We start from the raw sequence: 22274 nt of genomic DNA, 5'->3' as shown, positions 1-22274 counted from the left end.
CATGCTGTCTGAATTTTCTGCTCTGCGCACGGATCTCTACCAGATTACCATGGCTTACGGCTACTGGAAGAGTGGTCTGCAAAATCGAGAAGGCGTCTTCCATATGGTTTTTCGTACCGCTCCTTTCAAGGGTGGGTTCACGATTGCCTGTGGCTTGGGGGATGTGGTGCATTATCTCAGAGATTTTCGCTTCACCGACTCTGACCTAGCCTATCTGGCAACTCTAGAGGGCAGTGATGGCAAGCCGTTGTTTGAAAAGCCGTTTCTGAAGTACCTTGAGGAGATGGAACTGGTCTGTGATCTGGATGCGGTTCCCGAGGGAACGGTGGTCTTCCCGTATGAGCCCTTGTTGCGTGTTCAGGGACCGTTGATTCAGTGTCAGTTGCTGGAATCCCACATTCTCAATGTCGTCAATTTCCAGACACTGATTGCTACAAAGGCTGCTCGTATCTGTATTGCGACAAAGGGCAAGCCTGTGCTGGAGTTTGGACTACGCCGCGCACAAGGATCGGATGGTGCCCTGGCTGCCAGTCGAGCAGCCTATGTCGGTGGCTGTGTGGCGACATCGAATGTTCTCGCCGGAAAACATTACGGGATCCCAGTCCGAGGCACGATGGGGCACAGTTGGGTGATGTCCTTCGACAATGAACGTGAAGCCTTTGCGACCTACGCTAAGGTGATGCCCAATAACACAGTGTTGCTAGTCGATACCTATTCAACGCTGCGAGGAGTTCAGAACGCAATTGAAGTTGGGCGAGAACTACGAGTGCAAGGCCATGAATTGGCTGGAATTCGACTAGATTCAGGAGACCTGGCCTACCTCAGTGTGGAAGCTCGGCGAATGCTTGATGAGAACGGTTTTCAGGAAACGAAGATACTAGCCAGTAACGACTTGGATGAATTTGTTGTGGATTCTCTGCAACTCCAACAAGCCCAGATCGATGCTTGGGGAATCGGCACTAAGCTTGTTACTGCTTATGATCAGCCGGCGCTTGATGGTGTCTACAAGATGGGAGCAATTCGAGATCCAGGTAAAGACTGGCAGTACAAGATCAAGATTGCTGAGCAATCAAACAAACTGACCACTCCGGGCATTCAGCAAGTCAGAAGATATCGACAGAACGGCCACTATGCTGCTGATATGATCTACGATGTGCAGCAGGGATTCGACATCCCCTGTACAATGGTGGATCCCTTCGACATCACCCGCCAGCGACATTTTGAGTCTGAAGCAAACTGGGAAGACCTATTGCAGCCAGTATTCCGGCAAGGGAAAGCTGTCCAGGAGCTGCCATTCTTGAACAGTATCCGTGAGCGAGTACAGTCACAGCTGAATGGTTTCCATAACGCGGTACTGCGTACGGTCAATCCCCATGAATATCCTGTGGGCATGGAGCGTGGGCTCTTCGACTTACGCACTCGTCTGACCCTGGAGGTCCGTAACCGGTCACGTCATGCGAACTGAAAATGGATGAACTACGCCCCCTGCTCCGTTGGGTTCAACGGTGCCACGAATATCAGTTGAATCAATTTCGACCTTTCTATGTTGCTGGATACAAGGTCGGTTGGATTCGTCCAGAAGATCTCCCGCTGTTCGAACAGTCACCAGAACTCTTTGCGGTTGAATCAGAGTATGTCGTGTTGCTGGGCGAACCATCATCACCGAAAGAAAGATCGGCTCAGCTGGATGCAGTTCTGCGACAATGGCGCGATCAAGGACACATCACCGGTTGGCGGGATGAGCATTACCTGATTAGCAATGATGAGCGAACTCCCCTGTTCAGTGTGGAGCGAAGTGCAACAGCTTTACTGGGAGTACTGAACCTTGGTGTTCATCTCAATGGCTTTGTGAAGCGTATTGATGGAATCTGGCTTTGGATGGCTCGACGGGCGAGGAACCGACCACGCTATCCTGGTAAGTTGGATCAAATGGTTGCTGGAGGGATGACTGCCTACCAGAGCCCTCAGCAGGTCATGAAGCGAGAATGCCAAGAAGAAGCTGGAGTCCCAATGACACTGGCAGAGACGCTAAAATCTGTAGGACTAGTGACGCTATGCCATCACAACTCCAAGGGACAGTTGAGGCGCGAAATCCTCTACACCTACGACTTGGAACTTCCAGAAACTTTTCAACCCTGTAATCAGGACGGAGAAGTGGAAGAATTCCAACTGATGCCGATCGCTGAGGTGGTGCATCTGGTAGCAGAAACAGATGAAATCAAGACCAACTGTAACCTGGTAGTCTTGGACTTTCTAGTGCGACATGGTGTCCTTCATGCGGATCAAGCCTACTATGCTGAATTAGTCGAGGGACTGCGCCGTAGCCCTACTCCAGCTTGAACCAAGACCTTCTTCCTCATTGGCTGGGAGTCTTTCCTCTTGTGTCCCGCTGAACTCACAGGTCACAATAGCTTTCATTTTCTCTAACCAATCTTTCGAGAATTGCCATGCTTGCCGACCAAACGATTGCTAAAGTGCTGGAACATGGTCTCCGCCAAGGAGCCGACTTTGCCGAAGTATTCATCGAGGACTCAGTTTCCCGTTCATTGGATCTGCTGGATCGTAAGATCGATCAGATCAATTCGGGGAATTCGTATGGCATCGGAATCCGCCTATTGTTTGGTCACGAGTCCTGCTATGGCTACAGCTCTGATCCAGATCCGGCCGGTCTGCTGCAATTGACAGAAAATCTGGCGCGCTCCAAGCGTGGAGAAGAGCGGGTCACTCCAAAAGATTTGCGACGGGCTCCGGTCAACGACCAGCACCGAATTCGACTGAGCCCTGAAAAAGTAGGCAAGATGGATCGGGTCGAGTTGCTCCGCCGCTTGGATCAGTTGACACGCAGCCATGGAGAAGCGATTCGGCAGGTCAGTGCTTCGATTGTTGAGAAGAAGCGTTCAATGTTGATCGCCAACAGTGAGGGCCTATTCCGAGAAGACAGCCGACAATATATGCGAGTTCGCTTGTCTGCGATTGCGGATACTGGAGATGGACCCCAGGGTAGTGCTGAATCACCAGGAGTGCTGGGAGGCTATGAATTTCTGGAAGAAGTCGATCTGGAGAAGCTGGCCCGAGAAGCAGCCGAAACAGCACTGCGCATGGCAGGTGCAGGTTACATCGATGGGGGGGTCATGCCGGTTGTAATGGGCAATGGGTTTGGTGGTGTGATCTTCCATGAAGCTTGTGGGCATCCGCTGGAAACAGAAGCCATTCGTAAGAATGCATCACCATTCACGGGTAAACTAGGCCAGTCAATTGCCAGTCCAGTGTTGACAGCTGTGGATGATGGCACGATTGCCAACGCCTGGGGCTCGCTAAATATTGATGATGAAGGCAACGAAGCGCAGCGAACGGTGTTGATCAAGGATGGGGTGCTTCAGCAGTACCTCAGTGATCGAGTGGGGGCAGCCCAGGTAGGGGTCCCTCAAACGGGCTCTTCAAGGCGAGAATCTTACAAGTATGCGCCAGTTTCCCGAATGCGGAATACCTACATTGACAAGGGACCGGACAAGATTGAGGACATTATCCGCTCCGTCGATCACGGACTTTATGCCAAGAAACTGGGTGGTGGTTCTGTCGATCCGGGAACAGGTGAATTCAACTTTGCAGTGCAGGAAGGCTACATCATCCGCAAGGGAAAAGTAGCAGAGCCAGTGCGTGGAGCAACCTTGATTGGCAAGGGCTACGAAGTGCTCCCCAAGATTTCGATGATTGCTGATGATCTGGAGTTGGCCGCGGGTATCTGTGGTGCTTCTAGTGGGATGGTTCCGACCACAGTTGGTCAGCCTACCCTCAAGATCGACTCGATCCTTGTAGGAGGGCGCTGATGCAACCGGAAGCGGCTATTGAACATGTTCTGGGCCTTGCTCGGCAAAGTGGATTGGCAGAAGTAGATGTTCTCGTGGAGCGTGGAGAATCACTGGGCTTGAAGATCCGTGATGCAAAGGTGGAGAAGGTTGATCAATCGACAAGCTTGGGCTTGGGTGTGCGAGTCTTGCTCGATGGGCGGACAGGGCTAGCCTACACCGAACGTTTAGAAGCATCAGCGCTACGCCGTGTGCTGGATGAAGCACTGGAAAATGCAGAATTACAGGATCAGTTAGAAGTGAACTTGCCGGATCCTGCAGAGGATGTTCCTGCAGCAGAGGCCCTGCAGCTTTACAACCCAGAGTTGGAGCAACTGAGCTTTGAAGAGTTGGCTGAGGTAGGTTTGGAGATCGAAGCTACCGCCAAGCAAATGGACCAACGGATGGTTACACTTCCCTATCTGGGAGTGTCTCGGGAATCAGGTGAATGGATTCTTGGAACCTCCAAGGGGACGCACTATCGACAACGAGCCAACAGCGCAACAACCTACTGTGGGGCCTTGCTACAGGAGGGAGAGTCTCGCAAAACAGGTTTCTGGTTTTGGCAGATGCGAGACTGGAACCGTGCAGAGGCAGCGGCCATTGGCCCAAAAGCGGTGAAGGAGGGAACTTCTCTGTTGGGAGCCAAGAGCATTCAGAACTGCAAGATGCCAGTGATTCTGGATGAGTACTGTGCTCCTCAATTGCTGGGTATGTTCTTTCGAGCCTTTCACGCAGATGCTGCACAGAAGGGTACTTCTCGATTGGCAGGACGCCTTGGAGAGAAAATCGCTGGAGAGAACGTCACCTTGTATGATGATCCACATATTCCTGGAGCGTGTGGTTCCTCTCACCTCGATTCGGAGGGAGTGTTGACTCAGAAGCTCTCACTCGTGGACCAGGGAGTTTTTGAAAACTTTCTCTACCATGTGGAGTCGGCAAGTAAGGAGCAGCGAACATCCACTGGTCACGCGCGGCGTAGCTACAATAGCGGTATCGGGACGGGTTCACACAATTTGGTGATGGAGAAGGGAAGCTACTCTCTAGAGGAACTCTGCCAACAGCCTGAGCGAGCTCTGTTGGTGACCAGCTTGGAAGGAGCAGCAGGCTGCAACTCTATCAGTGGCGATATTTCTATTGGTGTGCAGGGCTTCCTGCTGGAAAAGGGCGAGAGAGTAAAACCCGTGGACAGTATCACGATTGCCGGAAATTTCTTTGATCTACTCGGCCAAATTCAAGGTTTGGGCAACTGCTACCAGCCTTACCTCAGCAAGGTCTTCGCACCACCAATGCTACTGGACGGACTCGCCATCTCTGGCTGAGAAGTCCTCCCATTCCTTGTATGGAACTTCTCTGCTTCTTTGAGAAGTTCCTCTTTCCCATTTTCTAGTAATTTCGCACGATTCTTCTTGAGAAATGCTGGCGTGATCCTTAGTTGCGCAGATTTGGATCAATTGGGGTTAAATCCAGTGGGAAGACCAGGCGAATCATCGCCCCTCCCTCTTGCAGATTAGTGAAGTGCAGTACTGCTCCATGCCGTTCCAGCAGGTTGTTCAGGGAATAGAGACCAAAGCCGTTTCCGCTTGCCTTGAGCGAGGTGACGGACTGCTTACCGAGCTGGTCCATTGTGTCTACTGGAATACCAGTCCCATTGTCATAGACACTGATACGCAGGAAAGGACGATCCTGTTGGAAGTATTCTCCAACTTCGATACGGATGGATGAGGAAGCGGGCTGAGCCTGACGAATGGAATCTGCTGCATTTTGGATGCAGTTTTCCAGAAAACTGCTGATCAAGCTGCGGGGAAAATAGACTTCTTCCACGTTGGTGAAGTAGTCCAGCCTTAATGGCATCTGCTCCTGGGACTGGTAAAGAGGAAGTTGCTCTTTCAATAATTTCTTGAGGTTGAAGGATCCCAATTGGCCGGAGCGGCAGGCCTGCATCACCTCTCTCAGCGTTGCTGCACACTTGTCGACGGAAGCTTCAATCTGCAGTAGTTGAGGTTTAGGGTCCTGGTCAGGAAGTAGCCGCAAAAACTCTGCAGAGATGCGGATTGCACCAAGGTAGCGATTGATTTCATGGCTGATGTGACCCAATGCGTCTGCAATCTCCAGCTTGGAACGCATTTGCAGTCGTTCCTCTAATTGATCAAGTTGCCGCTTACGAGATTCCTGGATGGCTACCGTCATCTCATGAATTGCCTGGTAGAGTTGATCCAATTCCTGGGATTGCTGCTTACGTAGAGGAACCTGATGATCGTTTTCCACAAATGCCCGCACATCCCCCAATAATTGGTTGGTTGGCCCTGTGATGGTTTTCTCAAGAACCAGCCTCACACCAAGATAAAGAATGAGCCCCATCATCAGAAAGACGAGCATGGCAACCGCAGTGGTGTTGATAGCGATTGCTTCAAGTCGCTTGTTGTCATAAAAGAGATTCAGATAGAAATCGCGGGTGGTGGGTACAGGTAGACTGTGAATTCGGAAACCATCTGAAGTATCTGTTGTCAACGGCTCCATAGTAGGGCGTACGAGATCAGCAGAGACTTGGAGTACCTGTGATGGCTGCTCCCACTCTTGCAGATCAAGCTTTTTGGCAATCAGTAATTGGCCATAAGGCAGACCCTTTCGGTCCTGCAGGATATGGTGTGCAAGCAGGAAAGCTTGTTGAGAATTTTCGCTGGACTTTAGCAGTGTTCCAGCCTCTTCACAAAGATTGGGTAGTACTGGGAACTCTCCGGTACTGCTGTAGGAAGTCCGAAGTTGACAAGTATTATCGAAAAACCAAAGAAATCCCGGAGACTCCTTCAGCTTTGCAAACATCGCTTTCAAGACAGAGCGGTTGCGGTCTGGATCTTCGGCCGTGACTTCCAGTAGGAAATTGTAGGTGTTGACGATGCCCTGTGTTTCATCAGTAAACTCGTTGAGTTGGTTCTGTAGGAAAATCTGGGCAAGTAGTTTATCCTGCCCAAGGTTCTGCTGAAAATTCTCCTCAGCGATGTCCTCCATGTAGTGGTAGAGACCGCATCCAAACAGCATTCCAGTGCCAATGAAGAGTATCCAGATCGATAAGCTGAGCTGTCGATTCAGCGGTTGGCGTCGGAGTTTTTCAAGCAAGCTGGGCATCGAATTCATCAGTCAGGATTACAAATTAATAATAATCACAATAAGTTGACACTTAGACACTTTAGTATAGTTTGCCGTGTTCGACAACAACTCTTAGAAAATCATGAGAAAAACCTTCTGGTGTTTGCTGCTTTGGCCTTGTGTGCTCTGGGCCGATGAAGCGGCATCGCCATTCGCTAAACTACAATGGAGTGGCTGGGTTTCCAAGGCTTGGATGCAGACTGATCCAGAGCCTTTGCGTCTGCCGCAGCAGGAGGATGACGGTTGGGAAGCTGCGCTACGCCTGGATTGGGCCATGCAGCCGTGGCTTGCCTTCCGAACCCTTTATGCCTACCAGCCTTACCTCAATGACGGCCCGGAAAGCGAATTTGAGTTTTTGCTGCTGGATGCAAACACCTACCTTGGTGAGAGTATCGTCGGTACTCGCTTTGGTCGCCTACAGCTACCCTATGGCTTTTACAACATGCAGCGCCTGAATCCTGCGGATCGACTTGGCATTCATCACGCCCAGCCGATGCAGATCTATTGGGGACAGAATGCAGCCATCTTCGATCGAGGTGATGGTTGGATGACTTACTTTTACACACCCAGAAGTTCAAGCTTTCAAGCACAGTTTGAAGCAGGCCGTATTGTTCGCAATGATCCAGAACCTCAGGAAGATTATCTGACCACACTGACCGAATTGGATATGAAACTGGATCACCAGGAAAACCAATTCGCCTCGATGGAGTTGGAACTCTGGGAGATGATCCGGATTCGCAAGGATCACCACGAACCCACTCATTTCATTCAAATCCCTTACTCCTATTATCAAAAGTCTGCAGCCCAATCATTATTTCAAAAAAACTGGGAATCGCTCGAGCTTAAGCAGCAGATTGGTGTTGATGATTTTCTGCAGTCTCATCCATGTGGGGTCCCACCAACCGGGAAATTCATTCGGCCCTATGTGATTGACTACGATGGCTTGGAGTTGTGGTTGGAAGGATGGCAGCTGTCCTTGGAGCAGTCACGGTTGTACTACAAGTCAGAAGGTACACAGCAAGACTACTATTCCTTCATGCAGTGTGTCACTGCGACAGCTGATTCAGGCCTTCGCAAGCGACTGGACACACACCGTTCTGCTGTGCTGGCTTTGCATATGGAACAACTCACTACTCATGTTGGCTATGGGGATTGGTCTGTTGAGGAAAACAATGAGCAAAGATTTGGGGGTACTCATCGCTTTGGGGGTTTCAAGTACAAGCCCCACTACGATTGGACTCTGAAGTATGAATTCCATGACAAGACGGGCTACTTCGGCCTGCGTTACTCGCAAAACAAAGAAACTTCCAAATCCTCAGAGTGGCGTGAAGAGATGGGTGAGAACTGGCAAGCCCAGGCGATTTCGGTGACCTATGAATTCTGAGGGTCCATGCAAAAGCTGATGGCCCTACTGGGAGCCTGGCTTCTCTTGCTGGGTTCCGCTGAGCCACAAGAAGTCTGGATAGCTTCCAACTCAGTTCCAAATTTTTCACGCCAGGAGCTCGTTGCTCTGATAGAGGGACGTACTCGGCAAAGTTTTGACAGTGGTGCCGCGACCCTCGTGGTATATCTAGAGAATCAAGAAGTCACTCGACGTTTCATCGAAGAGTTTCTACAGTTGAATTACTTCCGGGCGCTTTATCAACTCCGGGAACAGATCAATTCAGGTCGTGCTTCACCCCTGCTGGATGTGCCAGAGAAAGATGATGCTTACATTGCAGTATTTGCTCTCGAACAAGCAATGACCTACAGCGACGATCCCATTCAGCAACTGGCAAAGATTGGACTGCAAATCGTGGAGATGCGTTGATTCCTCATAGAGTCAAGCAGAGCGTTCATCGGAACGCCGAAGCAGGCTAAGCAGGAGGATCAGCACGAAACAGACGAAGGTCAATCCTCCCAGCGGTCTCTGGAAATTTCCGGTCCACTCCGACAATACTCCGAGCCCCAGTGGGCCCAGGACCCCACCAATTTCTGCTGCGGCAAAGAACATTCCTCCTGCTGAGCCGGAGTTTTTCGCACCCACCTCTGGGATTTCCATCAGTACCAGCAACAGGATTGTCATCATTGAACCCTGCGTGATGCCCTTGAGAACCAGGCCCAGCAGCAGAATCCACTCTGTCGAAGACTGAAAGCAAAGTGAGGCTGAACCCGCCAGTAGAAACAGAGCGGTCAGAATGCGAACTCGATAGGGAGGTGTCGCCTTGTGGGGAATCAGCAGCGCCCCCAGTACGCCAATCATCGTGGGCAGTGAAGCCCAGATTCCGGCTTTCTCTGAACTCAGACCGCGGGTCATCAGGATCTCGTGCAACCAGTTACTCAGACCGTGGTTGTAAAGAAAAATGCCAATGCTGATCAGTAAAACATACTGCACAGCGCGAATTTGACTTAACTGCAGAAATAGACCCCACTGGGCGGGTCGGGCCTCCTGTAAGCTTTCTTGCTCCAGTTGCCGACTTCCCGGTTCCAGATTAATCACCCACCAGACAACCCCAGACAGCAGCACGATCACTCCGTAACTGAACAGTACGCTGCGCCACTGGTTCTCAAAGAAGGGCATGGCAACGGAGTTCGTCAGCGAGAGAGCAGCAATGGAACCCAATGCTGGCCCTGTTACATACAGACCCATCGCCAGTCCTTTCTGTGGACCCTCAAACCAGAGGCTGATCAGCTTTGGAGCACCAATTGAGATCAGCGGGCCCCCCAGCCCAAACAGGGCTACTGCGACCAGCAGCATCGTATAGTCTTCAGCCTGTGAACGTAACAGCGCAGAGGCTCCCATCAGTAGTGAGGCCATCAGTAGTGAACGCCGCAGACCAAAGTGGTCAATCAGCGCGCCACAAGGTAGAGCAGTCCCAATATAAATGAACTGCCAGGCACCGAGCACACTCCCCATTGCGGCATAACTCATCGAGAGGTCTTCTGTGATAGGGCGAACCAGTGGAGCAAGCGCCGAAACTGTCAACCCAAAACAGAAATAAATCAACCAAACTCCAAAGAGCATGACCCAGCGATACTTTTGTGAAGGAATAGCAACGGTGGTCATAGAGGCCTGCGTGAGTCTACTCCTTCTGAAGAAAAGGAGTTTGGAGAGGATGGAAAATTACGGAACACGGTTCCAACTCTGAGATCAGGATAATTGCCAGGGAACTAGTGGTGGATGTTGCCTGAAATCAGCAAATTATCTGATTGAACTGTCCCAAGATTATCGGTTTTCTGAAAGCTCGTCATGCAATCATTGAGAGGGTAAGAAGATGGGTTGCTGCTTAGGCAGAGAATACGAGCTGTCGAGGGGTGAATGGCTTGTCTTCGTACTGCGTTTGTTCAGGGTTGAGCATTCCTCTGCTGGGCTTGTCGTATTCTCTACTTGTTAGTTTAGAACCATTACAAAAAAGTTGCTTTGGTAAGAAAGAATTGGCAATAGATTGCCTTTGGAGTATATCTCGCTATTAAAGTGTAAAACCTCTGATCTTAGGGGTTGATCTTAGAACTTGAGAGCAGAATCAAAATACCGACTTGAAAGACTGAGGATCATTGACGGGTTTCCCTGATGTGACCAATTGTTTCATGAAAACACCCCTTTCAGAGTCGAGGAGTGAGCTGAGAAATCTATGAAAAAGACAAAGACAGGTGATTCGATTCACCTAACCCTTGGTGGGATCATTGAAGCTGATTTACCGGAACGCCGAACCCGTGTGGAGCGCCGCAAGGTTCACGTGGACCTCTCTGAGGTAGGCATCAAGGAAGATCGCCGTAGGGGTGATCGACGTGGTATTGCCGACCGCCGCCAGCCTACTGATCGCCGAGTTCAAAGCATTCCTGTAGCCAATGAACGCCGCAAAGCCGACCGCCGTGAGTTTGAGCGCACAGAGTTCCCAAGGCTGTCAGTTGATCCACTCCGCTCGTTACGCTAGCCCTCCTCCTCCCATCATTTCCAGCTGCTGAGGCCACCCATGCTGCGACAGCTGCTATTACTCTGCCTGTTACTATCAACCCTTCAAGTACAGGCGGAGGACTTTGTTGGTGTGCAGTACGTCCGCGCCTACGATGCCGATACACTCACCGTAAATTTGAAGAACCTACCATCTGTTTTTGGTGAGGAGCTTGGCATTCGGGTGGCAAGCATTGATGCTCCGGAGATTCGGGGCAAGTGTGCTCAGGAAGAGCAAATGGCGTTGCAAGCCCGGGATCGTGTAAGGGAACTGCTGGAACAGGCCCAACAGATTGATCTCGTGGATGTGGAACGAGATAAGTATTTTCGGGTAGTTGCCAAGGTCAAGGTCGATGGTCGTGATCTCTCACAGCTGCTGCTGGAGGAAGGTCATGCTGAGGCTTATGATGGCGAAACCAAGTCCAAGGACTGGTGTGTTCTGGGAACCGAGGAACCTGTACTGGTCTGGAATCCTTGGCTTGCGTGGGCTGTTGTGCAACTCTTTCCGATGTTGCTCAGTGGGCGACTGCTCTTCAATCGGCAGCGGAAAGCCTTATCGATTGGTGGACGTCTCCGCCGAGTCTTGCTGCTGCTAGTGATCTGGAACTTGTTACTGGCTCTGGGCTATCTGGGATATAACAAGTGGTGGGAATTCGTAAGCTTGTGAGGCGGTTGTTCCGGCGAGGCTGCAGGGCAGGATTGTTCTGCCCCACAGTTGAGGAAAGTTTTGGAAAAATGTTGGATCAATTCGATGTCAGTCAAATTGAATCATCCTTTCGCCCATGCAGAGCACCACCCTGAATTCGCCACAACAACGCCAGCAAAAAGAACGCACTGGCCCCACTCGGCATCTCCACCCTTCCATTGCACACAATTACCGCAGATTGATCCATCCTTATAAAGGGAGCTTGTTGATTCTGTAGCCACATGAACGTACTGCAGGGCTTTGGCTTGTGGATTGTCCAACTCCAATTTCTTTTCGTGACCGCCAGCATACGCTGACTGGCTCGCAAATTTTGCGAAGGGCGCTAACAGAGCTCCTGTAGCGGCTATTTTTAGGAGGTGTCTTCGAGAATTATCTGGGATCTTTGATGACATAGTCTGCTCCATGGTTGATTGAGTAACGAGTAGTCACACTCACAACAATTTCATTAACACAGTTCATGACTCAACTGTAAAGAAATTTTAGTACATAGATTTTTTAGAATAACCAGATTCGTTATTGTTGTTTTGTGGTGGAGTATTTTTGCTAGGGCATCCAGCTATCAAAAGTGAGATTGCTGTTAATATCAGCAGCGTTTTAATTTCCATTTTAAACTCAGATTTATGATTCAAAAAATTCTAACAAAGAAACATTCTTCGTAAATCTATTATATTATCAATATTTACTATTCTTTCTTCCTTGCTGATAATCTTCGATAGAGGCTCTGAGTTCATCATACTCATCGCACCCCAGCCAGCATAGTTTATCCAGCTTTTGCAAATTGGCTTTTGCAAGGTCTAAATTGCCTATCGTCAGGTAAAGCTCTCCCTGATATTCAAGGGCTCCCAAGTGTTGTGGATTAATCTCAAGCGCTTTTGTGTAGTGAACTGCAGAATTTTTAAGATCGTCACTTTTGCGTAATGCGTAGCCCATGTAGTTATGAGCATCAGCATTTTTTGGATTGTTTTTCAATTCTCTTCTCAACAGCGGAATAGCCGAACCATAATCCGATTTCTTTATGTAGCTAACAGCTTGCTGATAACCTCTTGACTTTCTTAACGTACTATCTTCATAGTCTGAACTACCTGCAGCTTCGATCATTGGTGGCAAAGCACACATCAGCAATAAAATCAAAAAGATTAGGGTAGTGTAAGATGAAATCTTATTTTTTGAATTAGATGATGCCATTGTTTCTTTTACTTATAATAGAGTTTGAGAAAGAGAACACTATTTATAATTTTTTTATAAAAATCAAAATAAAGCTAATTAGAGTATCAATGTAGTCGATTGCTTTGAAGTGAATAATAAGAGACTCTAAAACTAGTTCTCGCAGTTTACGAATCTTTCAGTAACTGATAAGTTTTGGGCTAGAATAACATAAAGCTAGCAGCACCCATGAATGCTAAACAGATCAAACCAATTAGGATGGCAGATCGTTTTGCCATTTCCTCAGCGTCATTTAATTCCAAAATGTCTGTCCAATGTATGCCATATGATTTGTGTACGCCCTTGTGGGGATTTTTCATAAGATTCTCCGAATGATTACTACATTGATAATTTGCTATAATGGGACAATGTTTCGAAGGTATAAACATCTTCAAACCTTCTGCCACGCAGAATTAAAAATTAAAATACTGAAATTATTGTAGATTTAATTTTAAATCCTGAAGAAAAGCAGTCGCATGATAAAATTGATGAGATATGCAGGCGTTAGTAATGATTTTCTTAGGAAATGATGGATCAGCAGCTTTACTAATCGACTGGGACTTCATCCATAACTCTTCTGAAGTGCTTCATGGTATCTGCATTTGCTTTCTGTCTCCTTACAGTAGTCAGTCGCTTGGATTTGCAAGCTTGGGGGAGTGAACTTCTTGGTGGGATGCTATCGAGCTTATAGTTGAATTTAAGAATATTTTTGGAAAAGAATTATTTGTTTTTTGACGGAGCTGTCATCCATAATTATAGATCCTGTTTTTATCCACCAATCGACTAATTCCACAAACAAGAGAAGTTCATGTTTTCTGAAACAGTCTTGATCAATCCAAAAATCCGAAAAATAGTCAGTGCAATCGTTGTTTATAGCTCTCTGGCTGCAGCAATTGTTTTCCTTGGATTTCTGTTGATCTTTTTCGAAAATCCACAGTGAGATGGTTCCTGCTTGTCATTGAGTTCCTTGTAAGGATTAGAGTAACGGATGCATCAGCTTTTGCTAGTAGCAGTTGAACTCATAGCTTTTGAGGAAAAACGAATCCTAGATTTGTCAAAAAAACTGCTTACTTAACAATTAAGGCTTCACTCCATTGCTTGACCAAGAGACAAATAGCCCATATCTGATGATTTTTTTTTGAGCAATGACCTTGATAGAACTGTTTTACAGTGAGGAAACATGGGGGTGATCTGCATTGACGATATTCTTGAGAAAGATCAGGAACGTCAAAAAGTGTTGGAACTAGATGAACTGGAGGAGTTGGATGAGTACGAGCTTTGGGATTTGCAGGCCGATGAAATCCTCAACGGTTCTGGTTTGGAGATTTTGTGTTGAAAACAAGATTTCTGCAAATGAGGGCTGAATGAGGTCGAGCTAGTGGTGTCCCATCGTCTAGCCGTTACTTTGCTCCTCACGCTCATCAACCCTGTGACCACCATGCCCCTTCAAGCCACTCTGCTGAAAGAACATCTTTGGAAAAACCGTGTGATCATTACCTTCTCCTCATCATTGGAAGAACCAGAACTCCTGGCCCTTCAAAAGCAGATTGATGAAAAAACCTGTGCACTCACCAACAGAAATCTTGTGCACATAGATCTGCTTCAAGGGACGGAGGAGTTTGATGAGATGAGCCAACAGTTTGCAGTATCAAATACTGGGTTTCAATTATTGCTACTGGGTAAAGATGGTGGGATAAAGCTGAGGTCGAGTACTGCGTTGTTGGAAGACATTTTCTCTCTAATTGATACGATGCCCATGAGAAGAAGAGAAATGAAAGATGACCAATGCTGAAGCAGTACCACTTTCTGTAATCTCCGGTGCAACTTGTTCAAGGGGTCTTCATTTTTTTTTTCGGTTCTTCCACGTTCCTCCATACTGATAGTTCAGATTATTGGGTCGCACGATTTCTAAGCATCCCCTACACACAAAGATCCACTCCTTACTTGTGGAAGCACGTACTCGAAACAGGATATTCATTTCTTTGAGACACTGATCACAGGATTTCATGAAAAATACGTGTGTTCAGGCAAGTTCATGCATTCGCCAAATCAAAACCACCTTCATTGCGTTTCTTTACAGATAATTCCCGCTAGAATGTCCTCTTCAAACCAGGAAGCATGTGACATGAGAACCTTGGAGTAGCACCATGGCTAAAGAATCTATGTTTGATACCGAAGTGAGGCACTTCATATATCAAAACTTCGTAAGTGCATTGAGACCACCGACGACAGAAGAAACTGCAAAACGATTTCAACTGCCGATTAATATAATAGAAAGCGCTTTCGAGCGGCTTGTAGCTACACACGATATTGCGCTGGCTCCTGGTAGCCACTCGATCTGGATGGCTCATCCGTTTTCTGCTTTGCCTACCAACTACACTGCCCAAATAGACGAAAAAAAATATTATGGCAATTGAATTTGGGATGTCTTCGGTATCGCTGCCATCCTGGGCAAAAACACCGAAGGTCACACTCCGTGTGGGTGTGGAGAGTGTAATGATCATTTGGATTTGCTGATCAGTAAAAACCAGCCAATTACCTCCGAATGGCTTGTGCATTTTGTTGTTCCTGCCAAACGGTTCTGGGAAAAAATTGGTTTCACCTGAGCTACCATCCTCGCTTTCAGTTCGAAAGCACACTTGCAGAATTGGTTGAAGAGAACAGCTCAGAATCATGGAGCAACGATTTCTCTTCAAACCTGCCAGCAATTAGCGATTCAGTGGTACTCTGGGCGAGCAGAAAAACATTGGGAAAGACACTCGGTTGACTCAACGCAGGCGATGTTTGCTGAATTAGGAATGACAGGGCCATTCTGGAGTTTTTGAAGAGTCCTTGTTAGTGCATATCGACGAAAATTTTGGTCACTTGCAGGATTAAGGCAGTCATCTTTCACTTGGTAGCACCAAGGGCGTTTGCGGATTCTTATTCTACATCAAAATATTTTCAACAAATTGGTCAGTAACTCTTTGCTGACCGAAACGCTTTAAAACAAACCCAAATTCCTTTTATTTTCCTCATCGATTACGAAATATGGCCAAAGCTCCTTACGGTTCCTGGAAGTCACCAATCAGCACGGACTTGATCGTTGCTGGTTCCATTGGCTTGTCCTCCCCTCAAGCCCTACAAAATGGTCGCTGCTGGATTGAGTCCCGGCCCCAGGAAGGAGGTCGGTCGGTACTGGTCAAACAGGATCCAGACGGCAAGGTCAGTGACATCACACCAGCTCCTTTCAACATCAGAACCCGGGTTCATGAGTATGGAGGAGGAGCCTCGCTGATTCATGGAGACAGCATCTATTTCTCTAATTTTTCAGATCAGCAGCTGTATCACCAGGGATGGGAAGATCTGGCTCCGACTCAACTCACACATGCTGAGGGCTATCGTTTTGCGAATGGCTGTGTTGATACTCGGCGGAACCGCATGATCTATGTGGTTGAAGACCACAACGTCTCTGGGGAACCCCAAAACCTGATCGGCACAGTTGATCTGGAAACAGGTGAGCTGATGATTCTTGTCAAGGTGCACGATTTTTATAGCTCCCCAGTGATCAGTCCGGATGGATCAAGGATGGCGTTCATGACTTGGGATCACCCTAATATGCCCTGGGACGAATCGACAATCTGGGTTACTGAACTGGACGAAGCTGGCATGCCCAGAGAAATGATTCCGGTGGCGGGTGGAAAGCAAGTAGAGCAGAAAATCTCTGTCCAACAACCGCAGTTTTCAGCAACTGGGGAGCTCTTTTACATCTCTGATGAGAGTGGTTACTGGAACCTGTATCGGGAGCAGTCCGGACAGAGCGTATGTCCAAGAGAAGCTGAATTTGGTGGTCCTCACTGGGTGTTTGGGATGCACCATTACGAGTTTCTCGATTCAGGCAAAATCATCTGTTGCTACAGCGAGAAGAATCTTGATCAACTGGCCTTGCTGAATCCAGAGACAGGTGAGCTGGAAGATCTGGATCTCCCGTATACCTCCATCAGGAATCTTTCTCTTTCTGATAACAGACTCCTGACAGTGGCATCTTCACCAACGCTTTTTCCAGAAATTATCGAAATCGAGCTCTCCACGGAAACGATACAAACCATCAAGACTTCGACAGATTTGGAGTTGGATCAGGCCTACCTCTCTGTCCCACAAACGATTGAGTTCCCTACTGTGGGAAATGCAGTTTCCCACGGGTTTTACTACCCTCCGACAAACCAAGATTTGCAGGGCCTGGATGGAGAAACTCCTCCACTGATCGTGATGCTACATGGTGGTCCCACCAGCGCTACCCACGCAGTGCTGAGCTTCAAGATGCAGTACTGGACAACGCGTGGATTTGGAGTGCTCGACCTGAATTATCGGGGATCTACAGGATACGGAAGAGCCTACCAGGATGAGTTGATCCGTCAGTGGGGGATCATCGACGTGGAGGACGCTGTCGCTGGGGCGGAGTACTTGGTGCGTCAGCAAAAAGCAGATCCACTGCGCCTGGCCATCCGGGGAGGCAGTGCCGGAGGCTACACCACACTGGCTGCCTTGACCTTTGCAGACACTTTCAAAGCAGGAGCGAGCCTCTATGGCATTAGTGACTTGGAAATTCTAGCCCAGGAAACTCACAAATTCGAATCGCGCTACCTGGATCAACTAATCGGCGATTACCCCGAAGAGAAAGGAGTCTACCAGGCTCGTTCACCGATCAATCATTTAGATCAACTTTCGAGCCCCTGCATTTTCTTCCATGGACTGGAGGATCAAGTGGTACCCCCCAACCAGGCAGAGATGATGGTCGAAGCACTGCGGACGAAGGGGATCCCTGTGGCGTATGTGCCCTTTGAAAAAGAGCAGCATGGCTTCCGCATCGCAGAGAACATCAAGCGTTGCCTGGAGCTTGAGCTGTATTTCTATGCTCGCATTTTTGGTTTCCAACCGGCGGATCCGATTGAACCGATTGTGATTGACAACCTAGAGGAATGAAAAAGTTCAACTTGTCGGTTGAGAACATCGTTCAGAATTTGGAAACTATCCCGCAGGATGCTGTTTTCCTGGCCATCTATCCCACCATCGTTCAAACAAAGTCAACTGGCTCGCCGCAAAATCTTTCTGGCTTGGGCTCAATTTATCAAAGGCATTGAGATGGTGTTGATAGTCAGCATCTCCCTTGAGAAACAACAGGTATTTGTAATAGAGGACAAGGTCTGGGCCTTCATCAAAAGTGGATAGCGTTTTTAGGGCGTCTTCGAGTTCATAAGCATAGTTTTTTGCTTGGCAATCTCCGCTGAGAGCCATTTGGCAGAGTGCAAACAACTTCAGCACAGGTTGTGGCAGGACGTTGCCAACCCCAGTAATCAATCCAATGGCGCCACATCGAAGTACTCCGTGGCAAACTTGGGTATCGACCCCAACCAGTAGTTCCAACACTTTCTCACCGCTGGTGATGTGTTCTGCAGCGTAACTCAGCGCCTTGGCACCTCCAAATTCCTTGAATCCAACAAGATGCGGGTAATCTTTCCGTAAATCAAAAAACAACTCTGCTTTCGTTTCAAATCCATAGTATGGGCTGTTGTAAATAACAGATGGAAGGTCAACCCCAGCTTCCAAAACCGCAGCCAGATGTGCTCTTTGAGCTGTGGGTGAGGTGCCCCTGGAGAGTACCCTGGGAATGATCATCAACCCTCTTGCTCCACTAGCCTTTGCATGGACAGCATGAGCAACTGCATTCTGAGTATTTTGAGCACCGGTTCCCACAATGACTGGAAGACCAGCATCGATCAGGGTATTCACTCCGTGGCGACGATGCTCCTCAGAAAGTAACGGCCAGTCGCCCATTGATCCACAGTACAACACTGAACTCATTCCTTCTTCCATCAGCTCCTGGCCTTTGCGGACTAGCGCATCAAAATTGGGGATGCCAGATTCATCACAGGGAGTCATCAGGGCTGAAATACAACCATAAAACGTGTGTGGTGGCTTCATTGTGCTACTCAGTTTGTGAATCTCTATGGGGCATGCTTCGATTTGATTCAACAGACTCAGATCTGCTTAGTTCAAATCAAGTAATTAGGTTCCATTTTAGGAATGTTGTCTGTTCAGCTAAACTTACCGGAACAGAATCCATTGGTCCAGCCTCCAAACTTTGCTTGCTACTTCACTATCTACTGAATGATACTTTCGACACTTTTTCTAATTTTTTGGGCTTGGTATTTCATTCTGCTGAGGCCGGTAATTTTTAAAAATTTCTATGATTAAGGTTAGCAATGCCAACACTGTTTTATTTTGAAGCAAAATTGAAAATAGGTAAGGAAGAACGATTTCTTCAATTCGTAAATGGCCCTAAAGGCTTTGCAATCACCAAATCAAAGCCAGGTTTCATTTCGGCAGAAGTTGGACTATCGAAAGATGATGTGGGTCAAACCACTTTCCACCTGTGGGAGAAATGGGAAAAGCTGGAAGACTTTGAAAATTATGGCCAAGACCCAGAGCGTTTACCTGGTGCAGAGTTTGAGGAAATTTTTGCAGATTGTATTGATGGTGCCCCTCGAGAGATTTTCCCAGAAATCATGAAAGTCTAGGGTCTCACCCCCATGTAAGAATTGCTATCGCTCATGGAACTACCAACTATCTCTTGCTTAGTAACTGCTAATGCACACGGGATCTAGTCAGCTAAATATCAGTTCTAACATACCAGTTCGTTGGTGGATCAAATTTGTCGAAGAATACTTCAGCTACAAAAATTATTGACTAGCATTCTTGAAGGCAATCTCTCATTACCTGCAGAAGATAGATGAAAGATTATAATTGAGGAATGATCCGGAGTACTCAGTACGAAAGTTGTTACAAATAATGAATTTATCCTTGATGAACCCAAGTAAAGAAAGAAGAGATTATGATTTTCAATAGACTGTTCTCTAGCTTGGTCTTTGTTGCTCTCTTGTGGAATCCAGCATTTGCCCAAAGCTCCAAGAAAGCGCTCAAGTTCATGGTAGCTACCGCAAATCCCGTGGCTTCCCAAGTTGGCTACGATATTCTGAGCAGGGGAGGCAATGTGATTGATGCCATGGTTGGTGTTCAACTCATGCTGAATCTTGTGGAACCACAGAGTTCTGGGATTGGTGGTGGTGCTTTCTTGTTGTTTTATGATGCCAAACGGAAGGAAGTTACCAGTTGTGACGGTAGGGAAACAGCACCACTCAAGGCAAAGGGAGACTTGTTTCTCAAAGAGGATGGCAGCCCTTTGAAATTCTTTGAAGGCGTTGTGGGGGGGCGCTCCGTTGGAACACCAGGAACATTGAAACTCCTAGAAGTCACCCATAAAAATTTTGGTTCTCTCCCTTGGCGAGAGTTGATTCAACCAACAATTAAACTTGCCGAAGAGGGCTTCAGGGTCTCCAAAAGGCTAGCGGCATCGGTGGAGAGGGATGCAAAACGTTTGAAAACTTTCCCAGCAACAAAATCATATTTCTTTCTAGACAGTGATACGCCAGTTCCCGAGGGAACTCTGTTGCGTAATCCAGATTTCGCCAAAACATTGCGCCTGATTGCCGCAGAGGGTAGCGACCCATTTTACTATGGTGAAATTGCGAGGGACATTGTTCGTACTGTTCAAGAAGCAAAGGGTAACCCAGGCAAACTATCACTCGCTGATTTAAGAAATTATTGGGTTATTGAGAGACAACCAATTTGCCATGACTACAAGCAGTATCAAATTTGTGGAATGGGACCACCTTCTTCAGGAGCGCTTACCATTGGACAAATGTTGGGGATGCTGAGTCACTTCGATTTGTGAGACATGTCTCCAACCGGACTGAAATTCACCCATCTTTTTGCAGAGGCCAACCAACTGGCATTCAAAGATCGAGGTCTTTACATGGCGGATAGTGACTATGTAGACATGCCAACTGAAGGTTTGCTTGACCCTGAATATTTAGAGATGCGGTCCAAGTTGATCGACCCGAGTAAAGCCTCTGGTAATCTGTCTGCAGGCTCACCGCCGACAGCTTTGAGTTATCAACTTAGTCCTGACATGTCGTTAGAACTACCTTCTACGAGTCACTTCGTGATTGTAGATGCTCAAGGCAACGCTGTCAGTATGACGACCACTATTGAAAACGGCTTTGGCTCTCGCCTGATGACCAGGGGATTTTTGCTCAACAACGAATTGACTGATTTTTCCTTCCGACCAGAACAGAATGGTCGCTTGATTGCCAATCGACTTGAGCCCGGGAAGCGTCCTCGCTCTTCGATGTCTCCCACACTTGTATTCAACGCAAAAAGTGAGTTGCACATGGCTGTTGGCTCACCTGGTGGTAGTCGGATCATTCCATACGTTGCAAAAACTCTGTTGGGGGTACTTGAATGGAACATGGATATACAGGACGCGATCAGTCTGCCAAACCTAGCTAAAAATTTTGGAACTCTGGAACTGGAAGTTGAAACTCCCACAGAGCAACTGATGGCAGAATTGGAACAACGGGGACACAAAGTTAGTGTGCGTTCACTTACGAGTGGAATTCAGGGGATTGTTGTCTCATCAGGTGGACTGGTTGGTGGGGCAGATCCACGTAGAGAAGGATTGGTTCTTGGTGAATAGGTTTCATAAATTGTAAGAGACGCTACTTGTCCTGGGTTCGTTGGTGGGTTGTCAAATTTATCAAAATGATCCTCATCTACTGAATGGCATTTTCTGTGTCTTGTTCAATTTTTTGAATTTGGTGATTTTACACACCTAGTATAGCAATCTTACCAAATTTTTTTGGCTAGTTCCCTGAAATTGTATGTTTAAACTGACCAATTCAATTTTTTGCTAACAGATTGCTTGTATTTTAACTACCTTCTGATAGATATTTAGACTCTCTGCTCAAATTACCTGAGCCTGATGCCGCAGTGGCTGATTCAGGGATCCCGCTTATCCTCCGTGTCAAAATGATGGTTGGTTTAGATCAACCGGTTTTTCTAATTGATATATTCTTATATTTCCAATTTTTTGAACTTAAATCAAAAAAGAATGATAGCTAAATTGCTTTGAAAAAAGATTGATCTGTCAATGTGACGAAATGAAATACTAATTTTAGTTTGAGATGAACAATGAAAGTAATGATGCAAGTGGAATGTAGAGACTGGGATCACTGGAAAAAAGCCTACGATGCTCACGCTCCCGCAAGAGTCGGATTTCAACAGGACATCTTTGTAGGTCATGAAGCAGAAAATCCAAATAATGTAGTATTGATAGTTGAAATTCCTTCTATGGAAGCAATGCAGGAATTTATGCAGCGCCCTGACAATGCAAAGGCAATCGCTGATTCAGGAGTGAATGTAGAGAGTATCAAAGTAACTCCTCTTGCAGACTAAAGAGTCACTACTAAAAACAGAATTTTTTCTAGTCTTTCTAGAATTACTAACTTAATGGAGACTCTAAATTCTTTAATTCAAATTTTTAAGAGAAGAGAAATGACAGCTG

21 protein-coding genes and 1 pseudogene are annotated in these 22274 nt (G+C 47.3%); 17 read left to right on the top strand and 5 right to left on the bottom strand.

Annotated features, from left to right (window positions below; translation table 11 throughout):
• Nucleotide 1: 1 nt before the first annotated feature.
• The 4 genes from P8O70_21490 (at nucleotide 2) to P8O70_21475 (ending at nucleotide 5167) form a co-directional block, all read left to right on the top strand.
• On the top strand, nucleotides 2-1465 hold the full coding sequence (locus P8O70_21490; protein ID MDG2199415.1) for a nicotinate phosphoribosyltransferase: 1464 nt from the start codon (nucleotides 2-4) through the stop codon (nucleotides 1463-1465).
• Nucleotides 1466-1467: 2 nt separating this feature from the next.
• Nucleotides 1468-2340: a DUF4743 domain-containing protein gene (locus P8O70_21485; GenBank protein ID MDG2199414.1), complete on the top strand. Its 873-nt coding sequence runs from the start codon at nucleotides 1468-1470 to the stop codon at nucleotides 2338-2340.
• 107 nt (nucleotides 2341-2447) lie between these two features.
• The gene (locus tag P8O70_21480; GenBank protein MDG2199413.1) at nucleotides 2448-3827 is read left to right on the top strand and encodes a TldD/PmbA family protein; all 1380 of its coding nucleotides are present in this window, start codon (nucleotides 2448-2450) and stop codon (nucleotides 3825-3827) included.
• Nucleotides 3827-5167 carry a TldD/PmbA family protein gene (locus tag P8O70_21475; GenBank protein MDG2199412.1) on the top strand — a complete coding sequence of 447 codons (1341 nt, stop codon included), beginning with the start codon at nucleotides 3827-3829 and terminating at the stop codon, nucleotides 5165-5167. Before P8O70_21480 ends, P8O70_21475 begins: the two co-directional genes overlap by 1 nt.
• A gap of 109 nt (nucleotides 5168-5276) precedes the next feature.
• Here the strand turns inward: P8O70_21475 and P8O70_21470 are convergent, their stop codons facing one another.
• Nucleotides 5277-6971, bottom strand: coding sequence for a HAMP domain-containing sensor histidine kinase (locus P8O70_21470; GenBank protein ID MDG2199411.1), 1695 nt, complete (start codon nucleotides 6969-6971; stop codon nucleotides 5277-5279).
• A gap of 103 nt (nucleotides 6972-7074) precedes the next feature.
• Here P8O70_21470 and P8O70_21465 point away from each other — a divergent pair, with 103 nt between their 5' ends.
• Both P8O70_21465 and P8O70_21460 read left to right on the top strand, forming a co-directional pair.
• A complete protein-coding gene (locus tag P8O70_21465; GenBank protein ID MDG2199410.1) occupies nucleotides 7075-8376 on the top strand; it encodes a hypothetical protein in 1302 nt (433 codons plus the stop codon).
• A 6-nt stretch (nucleotides 8377-8382) separates the two neighbouring features.
• Nucleotides 8383-8802: a hypothetical protein gene (locus P8O70_21460; protein ID MDG2199409.1), complete on the top strand. Its 420-nt coding sequence runs from the start codon at nucleotides 8383-8385 to the stop codon at nucleotides 8800-8802.
• Nucleotides 8803-8814: 12 nt separating this feature from the next.
• Here the strand turns inward: P8O70_21460 and P8O70_21455 are convergent, their stop codons facing one another.
• On the bottom strand, nucleotides 8815-10038 hold the full coding sequence (locus P8O70_21455; GenBank protein MDG2199408.1) for an MFS transporter: 1224 nt from the start codon (nucleotides 10036-10038) through the stop codon (nucleotides 8815-8817).
• Between the two features lie 565 nt (nucleotides 10039-10603).
• Here P8O70_21455 and P8O70_21450 point away from each other — a divergent pair.
• Together P8O70_21450 and P8O70_21445 are read left to right on the top strand one after the other, a co-directional pair.
• Nucleotides 10604-10906: a hypothetical protein gene (locus P8O70_21450; protein MDG2199407.1), complete on the top strand. Its 303-nt coding sequence runs from the start codon at nucleotides 10604-10606 to the stop codon at nucleotides 10904-10906.
• A gap of 39 nt (nucleotides 10907-10945) precedes the next feature.
• The gene (locus tag P8O70_21445; GenBank protein MDG2199406.1) at nucleotides 10946-11590 is read left to right on the top strand and encodes a thermonuclease family protein; all 645 of its coding nucleotides are present in this window, start codon (nucleotides 10946-10948) and stop codon (nucleotides 11588-11590) included.
• 101 nt (nucleotides 11591-11691) lie between these two features.
• On the opposite strand, the gene P8O70_21440 is transcribed toward P8O70_21445, so the two are convergent.
• Nucleotides 11692-12021 (bottom strand): high-potential iron-sulfur protein, encoded by a 330-nt coding sequence (locus P8O70_21440; protein ID MDG2199405.1) that lies wholly within the window; start codon nucleotides 12019-12021, stop codon nucleotides 11692-11694.
• 280 nt (nucleotides 12022-12301) lie between these two features.
• Nucleotides 12302-12814: a tetratricopeptide repeat protein gene (locus P8O70_21435; GenBank protein ID MDG2199404.1), complete on the bottom strand. Its 513-nt coding sequence runs from the start codon at nucleotides 12812-12814 to the stop codon at nucleotides 12302-12304.
• 826 nt (nucleotides 12815-13640) lie between these two features.
• Here P8O70_21435 and P8O70_21430 point away from each other — a divergent pair.
• From P8O70_21430 to P8O70_21405, 6 genes are all read left to right on the top strand, one after another.
• Nucleotides 13641-13772 (top strand): hypothetical protein, encoded by a 132-nt coding sequence (locus P8O70_21430; GenBank protein MDG2199403.1) that lies wholly within the window; start codon nucleotides 13641-13643, stop codon nucleotides 13770-13772.
• Between the two features lie 240 nt (nucleotides 13773-14012).
• A complete protein-coding gene (locus P8O70_21425) occupies nucleotides 14013-14168 on the top strand; it encodes a hypothetical protein (protein MDG2199402.1) in 156 nt (51 codons plus the stop codon).
• Nucleotides 14169-14213: 45 nt separating this feature from the next.
• Nucleotides 14214-14624 (top strand): DUF4174 domain-containing protein, encoded by a 411-nt coding sequence (locus P8O70_21420; GenBank protein ID MDG2199401.1) that lies wholly within the window; start codon nucleotides 14214-14216, stop codon nucleotides 14622-14624.
• A gap of 355 nt (nucleotides 14625-14979) precedes the next feature.
• A complete protein-coding gene (locus tag P8O70_21415; protein MDG2199400.1) occupies nucleotides 14980-15249 on the top strand; it encodes a hypothetical protein in 270 nt (89 codons plus the stop codon).
• 234 nt (nucleotides 15250-15483) lie between these two features.
• Entirely contained in the window at nucleotides 15484-15657 is a 174-nt protein-coding gene (locus P8O70_21410) for a hypothetical protein (GenBank protein ID MDG2199399.1), read from the top strand.
• Nucleotides 15658-15862: 205 nt separating this feature from the next.
• Complete coding sequence (locus P8O70_21405) at nucleotides 15863-17794, top strand: S9 family peptidase (protein MDG2199398.1); 1932 nt, start codon at nucleotides 15863-15865, stop codon at nucleotides 17792-17794.
• Nucleotides 17795-17839: 45 nt separating this feature from the next.
• Here P8O70_21405 and P8O70_21400 read toward each other — a convergent pair whose 3' ends face one another.
• A complete protein-coding gene (locus tag P8O70_21400) occupies nucleotides 17840-18793 on the bottom strand; it encodes a dihydrodipicolinate synthase family protein (protein ID MDG2199397.1) in 954 nt (317 codons plus the stop codon).
• Between the two features lie 281 nt (nucleotides 18794-19074).
• Here P8O70_21400 and P8O70_21395 point away from each other — a divergent pair, with 281 nt between their 5' ends.
• The 3 genes and pseudogenes from P8O70_21395 (at nucleotide 19075) to P8O70_21385 (ending at nucleotide 22165) form a co-directional block, all read left to right on the top strand.
• On the top strand, nucleotides 19075-19389 hold the full coding sequence (locus tag P8O70_21395) for a hypothetical protein (protein ID MDG2199396.1): 315 nt from the start codon (nucleotides 19075-19077) through the stop codon (nucleotides 19387-19389).
• A 407-nt stretch (nucleotides 19390-19796) separates the two neighbouring features.
• A pseudogene (gene ggt / locus P8O70_21390) lies at nucleotides 19797-21407 on the top strand (gamma-glutamyltransferase).
• A 494-nt stretch (nucleotides 21408-21901) separates the two neighbouring features.
• A complete protein-coding gene (locus P8O70_21385; GenBank protein ID MDG2199395.1) occupies nucleotides 21902-22165 on the top strand; it encodes a hypothetical protein in 264 nt (87 codons plus the stop codon).
• Nucleotides 22166-22274 lie beyond the last annotated feature (109 nt).

This window comes from SAR324 cluster bacterium (assembly GCA_029245725.1).
GTDB lineage: Bacteria > SAR324 > SAR324 > SAR324 > NAC60-12 > JCVI-SCAAA005.
The sequence above is the reverse complement of the archived record's forward strand: the minus strand, read 5'-3'. Positions and strand labels throughout refer to the sequence as shown.

What these genes read in the sequence shown, in the direction of transcription:
- P8O70_21470 (MDG2199411.1), bottom strand. Translation starts at nt 6,971, where the DNA reads ATGCCCAGCTTGCTTGAAAAACTCCGACGCCAACCGCTGAATCGACAG.
- P8O70_21460 (MDG2199409.1), top strand. Translation starts at nt 8,383, where the DNA reads ATGCAAAAGCTGATGGCCCTACTGGGAGCCTGGCTTCTCTTGCTGGGT.
- P8O70_21385 (MDG2199395.1), top strand. Translation starts at nt 21,902, where the DNA reads ATGAAAGTAATGATGCAAGTGGAATGTAGAGACTGGGATCACTGGAAA.
- P8O70_21475 (MDG2199412.1), top strand. Translation starts at nt 3,827, where the DNA reads ATGCAACCGGAAGCGGCTATTGAACATGTTCTGGGCCTTGCTCGGCAA.
- P8O70_21480 (MDG2199413.1), top strand. Translation starts at nt 2,448, where the DNA reads ATGCTTGCCGACCAAACGATTGCTAAAGTGCTGGAACATGGTCTCCGC.
- P8O70_21440 (MDG2199405.1), bottom strand. Translation starts at nt 12,021, where the DNA reads ATGTCATCAAAGATCCCAGATAATTCTCGAAGACACCTCCTAAAAATA.
- P8O70_21415 (MDG2199400.1), top strand. Translation starts at nt 14,980, where the DNA reads ATGGCTAAAGAATCTATGTTTGATACCGAAGTGAGGCACTTCATATAT.
- P8O70_21445 (MDG2199406.1), top strand. Translation starts at nt 10,946, where the DNA reads ATGCTGCGACAGCTGCTATTACTCTGCCTGTTACTATCAACCCTTCAA.
- P8O70_21395 (MDG2199396.1), top strand. Translation starts at nt 19,075, where the DNA reads ATGCCAACACTGTTTTATTTTGAAGCAAAATTGAAAATAGGTAAGGAA.
- P8O70_21465 (MDG2199410.1), top strand. Translation starts at nt 7,075, where the DNA reads ATGAGAAAAACCTTCTGGTGTTTGCTGCTTTGGCCTTGTGTGCTCTGG.
- P8O70_21400 (MDG2199397.1), bottom strand. Translation starts at nt 18,793, where the DNA reads ATGAAGCCACCACACACGTTTTATGGTTGTATTTCAGCCCTGATGACT.
- P8O70_21435 (MDG2199404.1), bottom strand. Translation starts at nt 12,814, where the DNA reads ATGGCATCATCTAATTCAAAAAATAAGATTTCATCTTACACTACCCTA.
- P8O70_21450 (MDG2199407.1), top strand. Translation starts at nt 10,604, where the DNA reads ATGAAAAAGACAAAGACAGGTGATTCGATTCACCTAACCCTTGGTGGG.
- P8O70_21425 (MDG2199402.1), top strand. Translation starts at nt 14,013, where the DNA reads ATGGGGGTGATCTGCATTGACGATATTCTTGAGAAAGATCAGGAACGT.
- P8O70_21490 (MDG2199415.1), top strand. Translation starts at nt 2, where the DNA reads ATGCTGTCTGAATTTTCTGCTCTGCGCACGGATCTCTACCAGATTACC.
- P8O70_21405 (MDG2199398.1), top strand. Translation starts at nt 15,863, where the DNA reads ATGGCCAAAGCTCCTTACGGTTCCTGGAAGTCACCAATCAGCACGGAC.
- P8O70_21430 (MDG2199403.1), top strand. Translation starts at nt 13,641, where the DNA reads ATGTTTTCTGAAACAGTCTTGATCAATCCAAAAATCCGAAAAATAGTC.
- P8O70_21485 (MDG2199414.1), top strand. Translation starts at nt 1,468, where the DNA reads ATGGATGAACTACGCCCCCTGCTCCGTTGGGTTCAACGGTGCCACGAA.
- P8O70_21455 (MDG2199408.1), bottom strand. Translation starts at nt 10,038, where the DNA reads ATGACCACCGTTGCTATTCCTTCACAAAAGTATCGCTGGGTCATGCTC.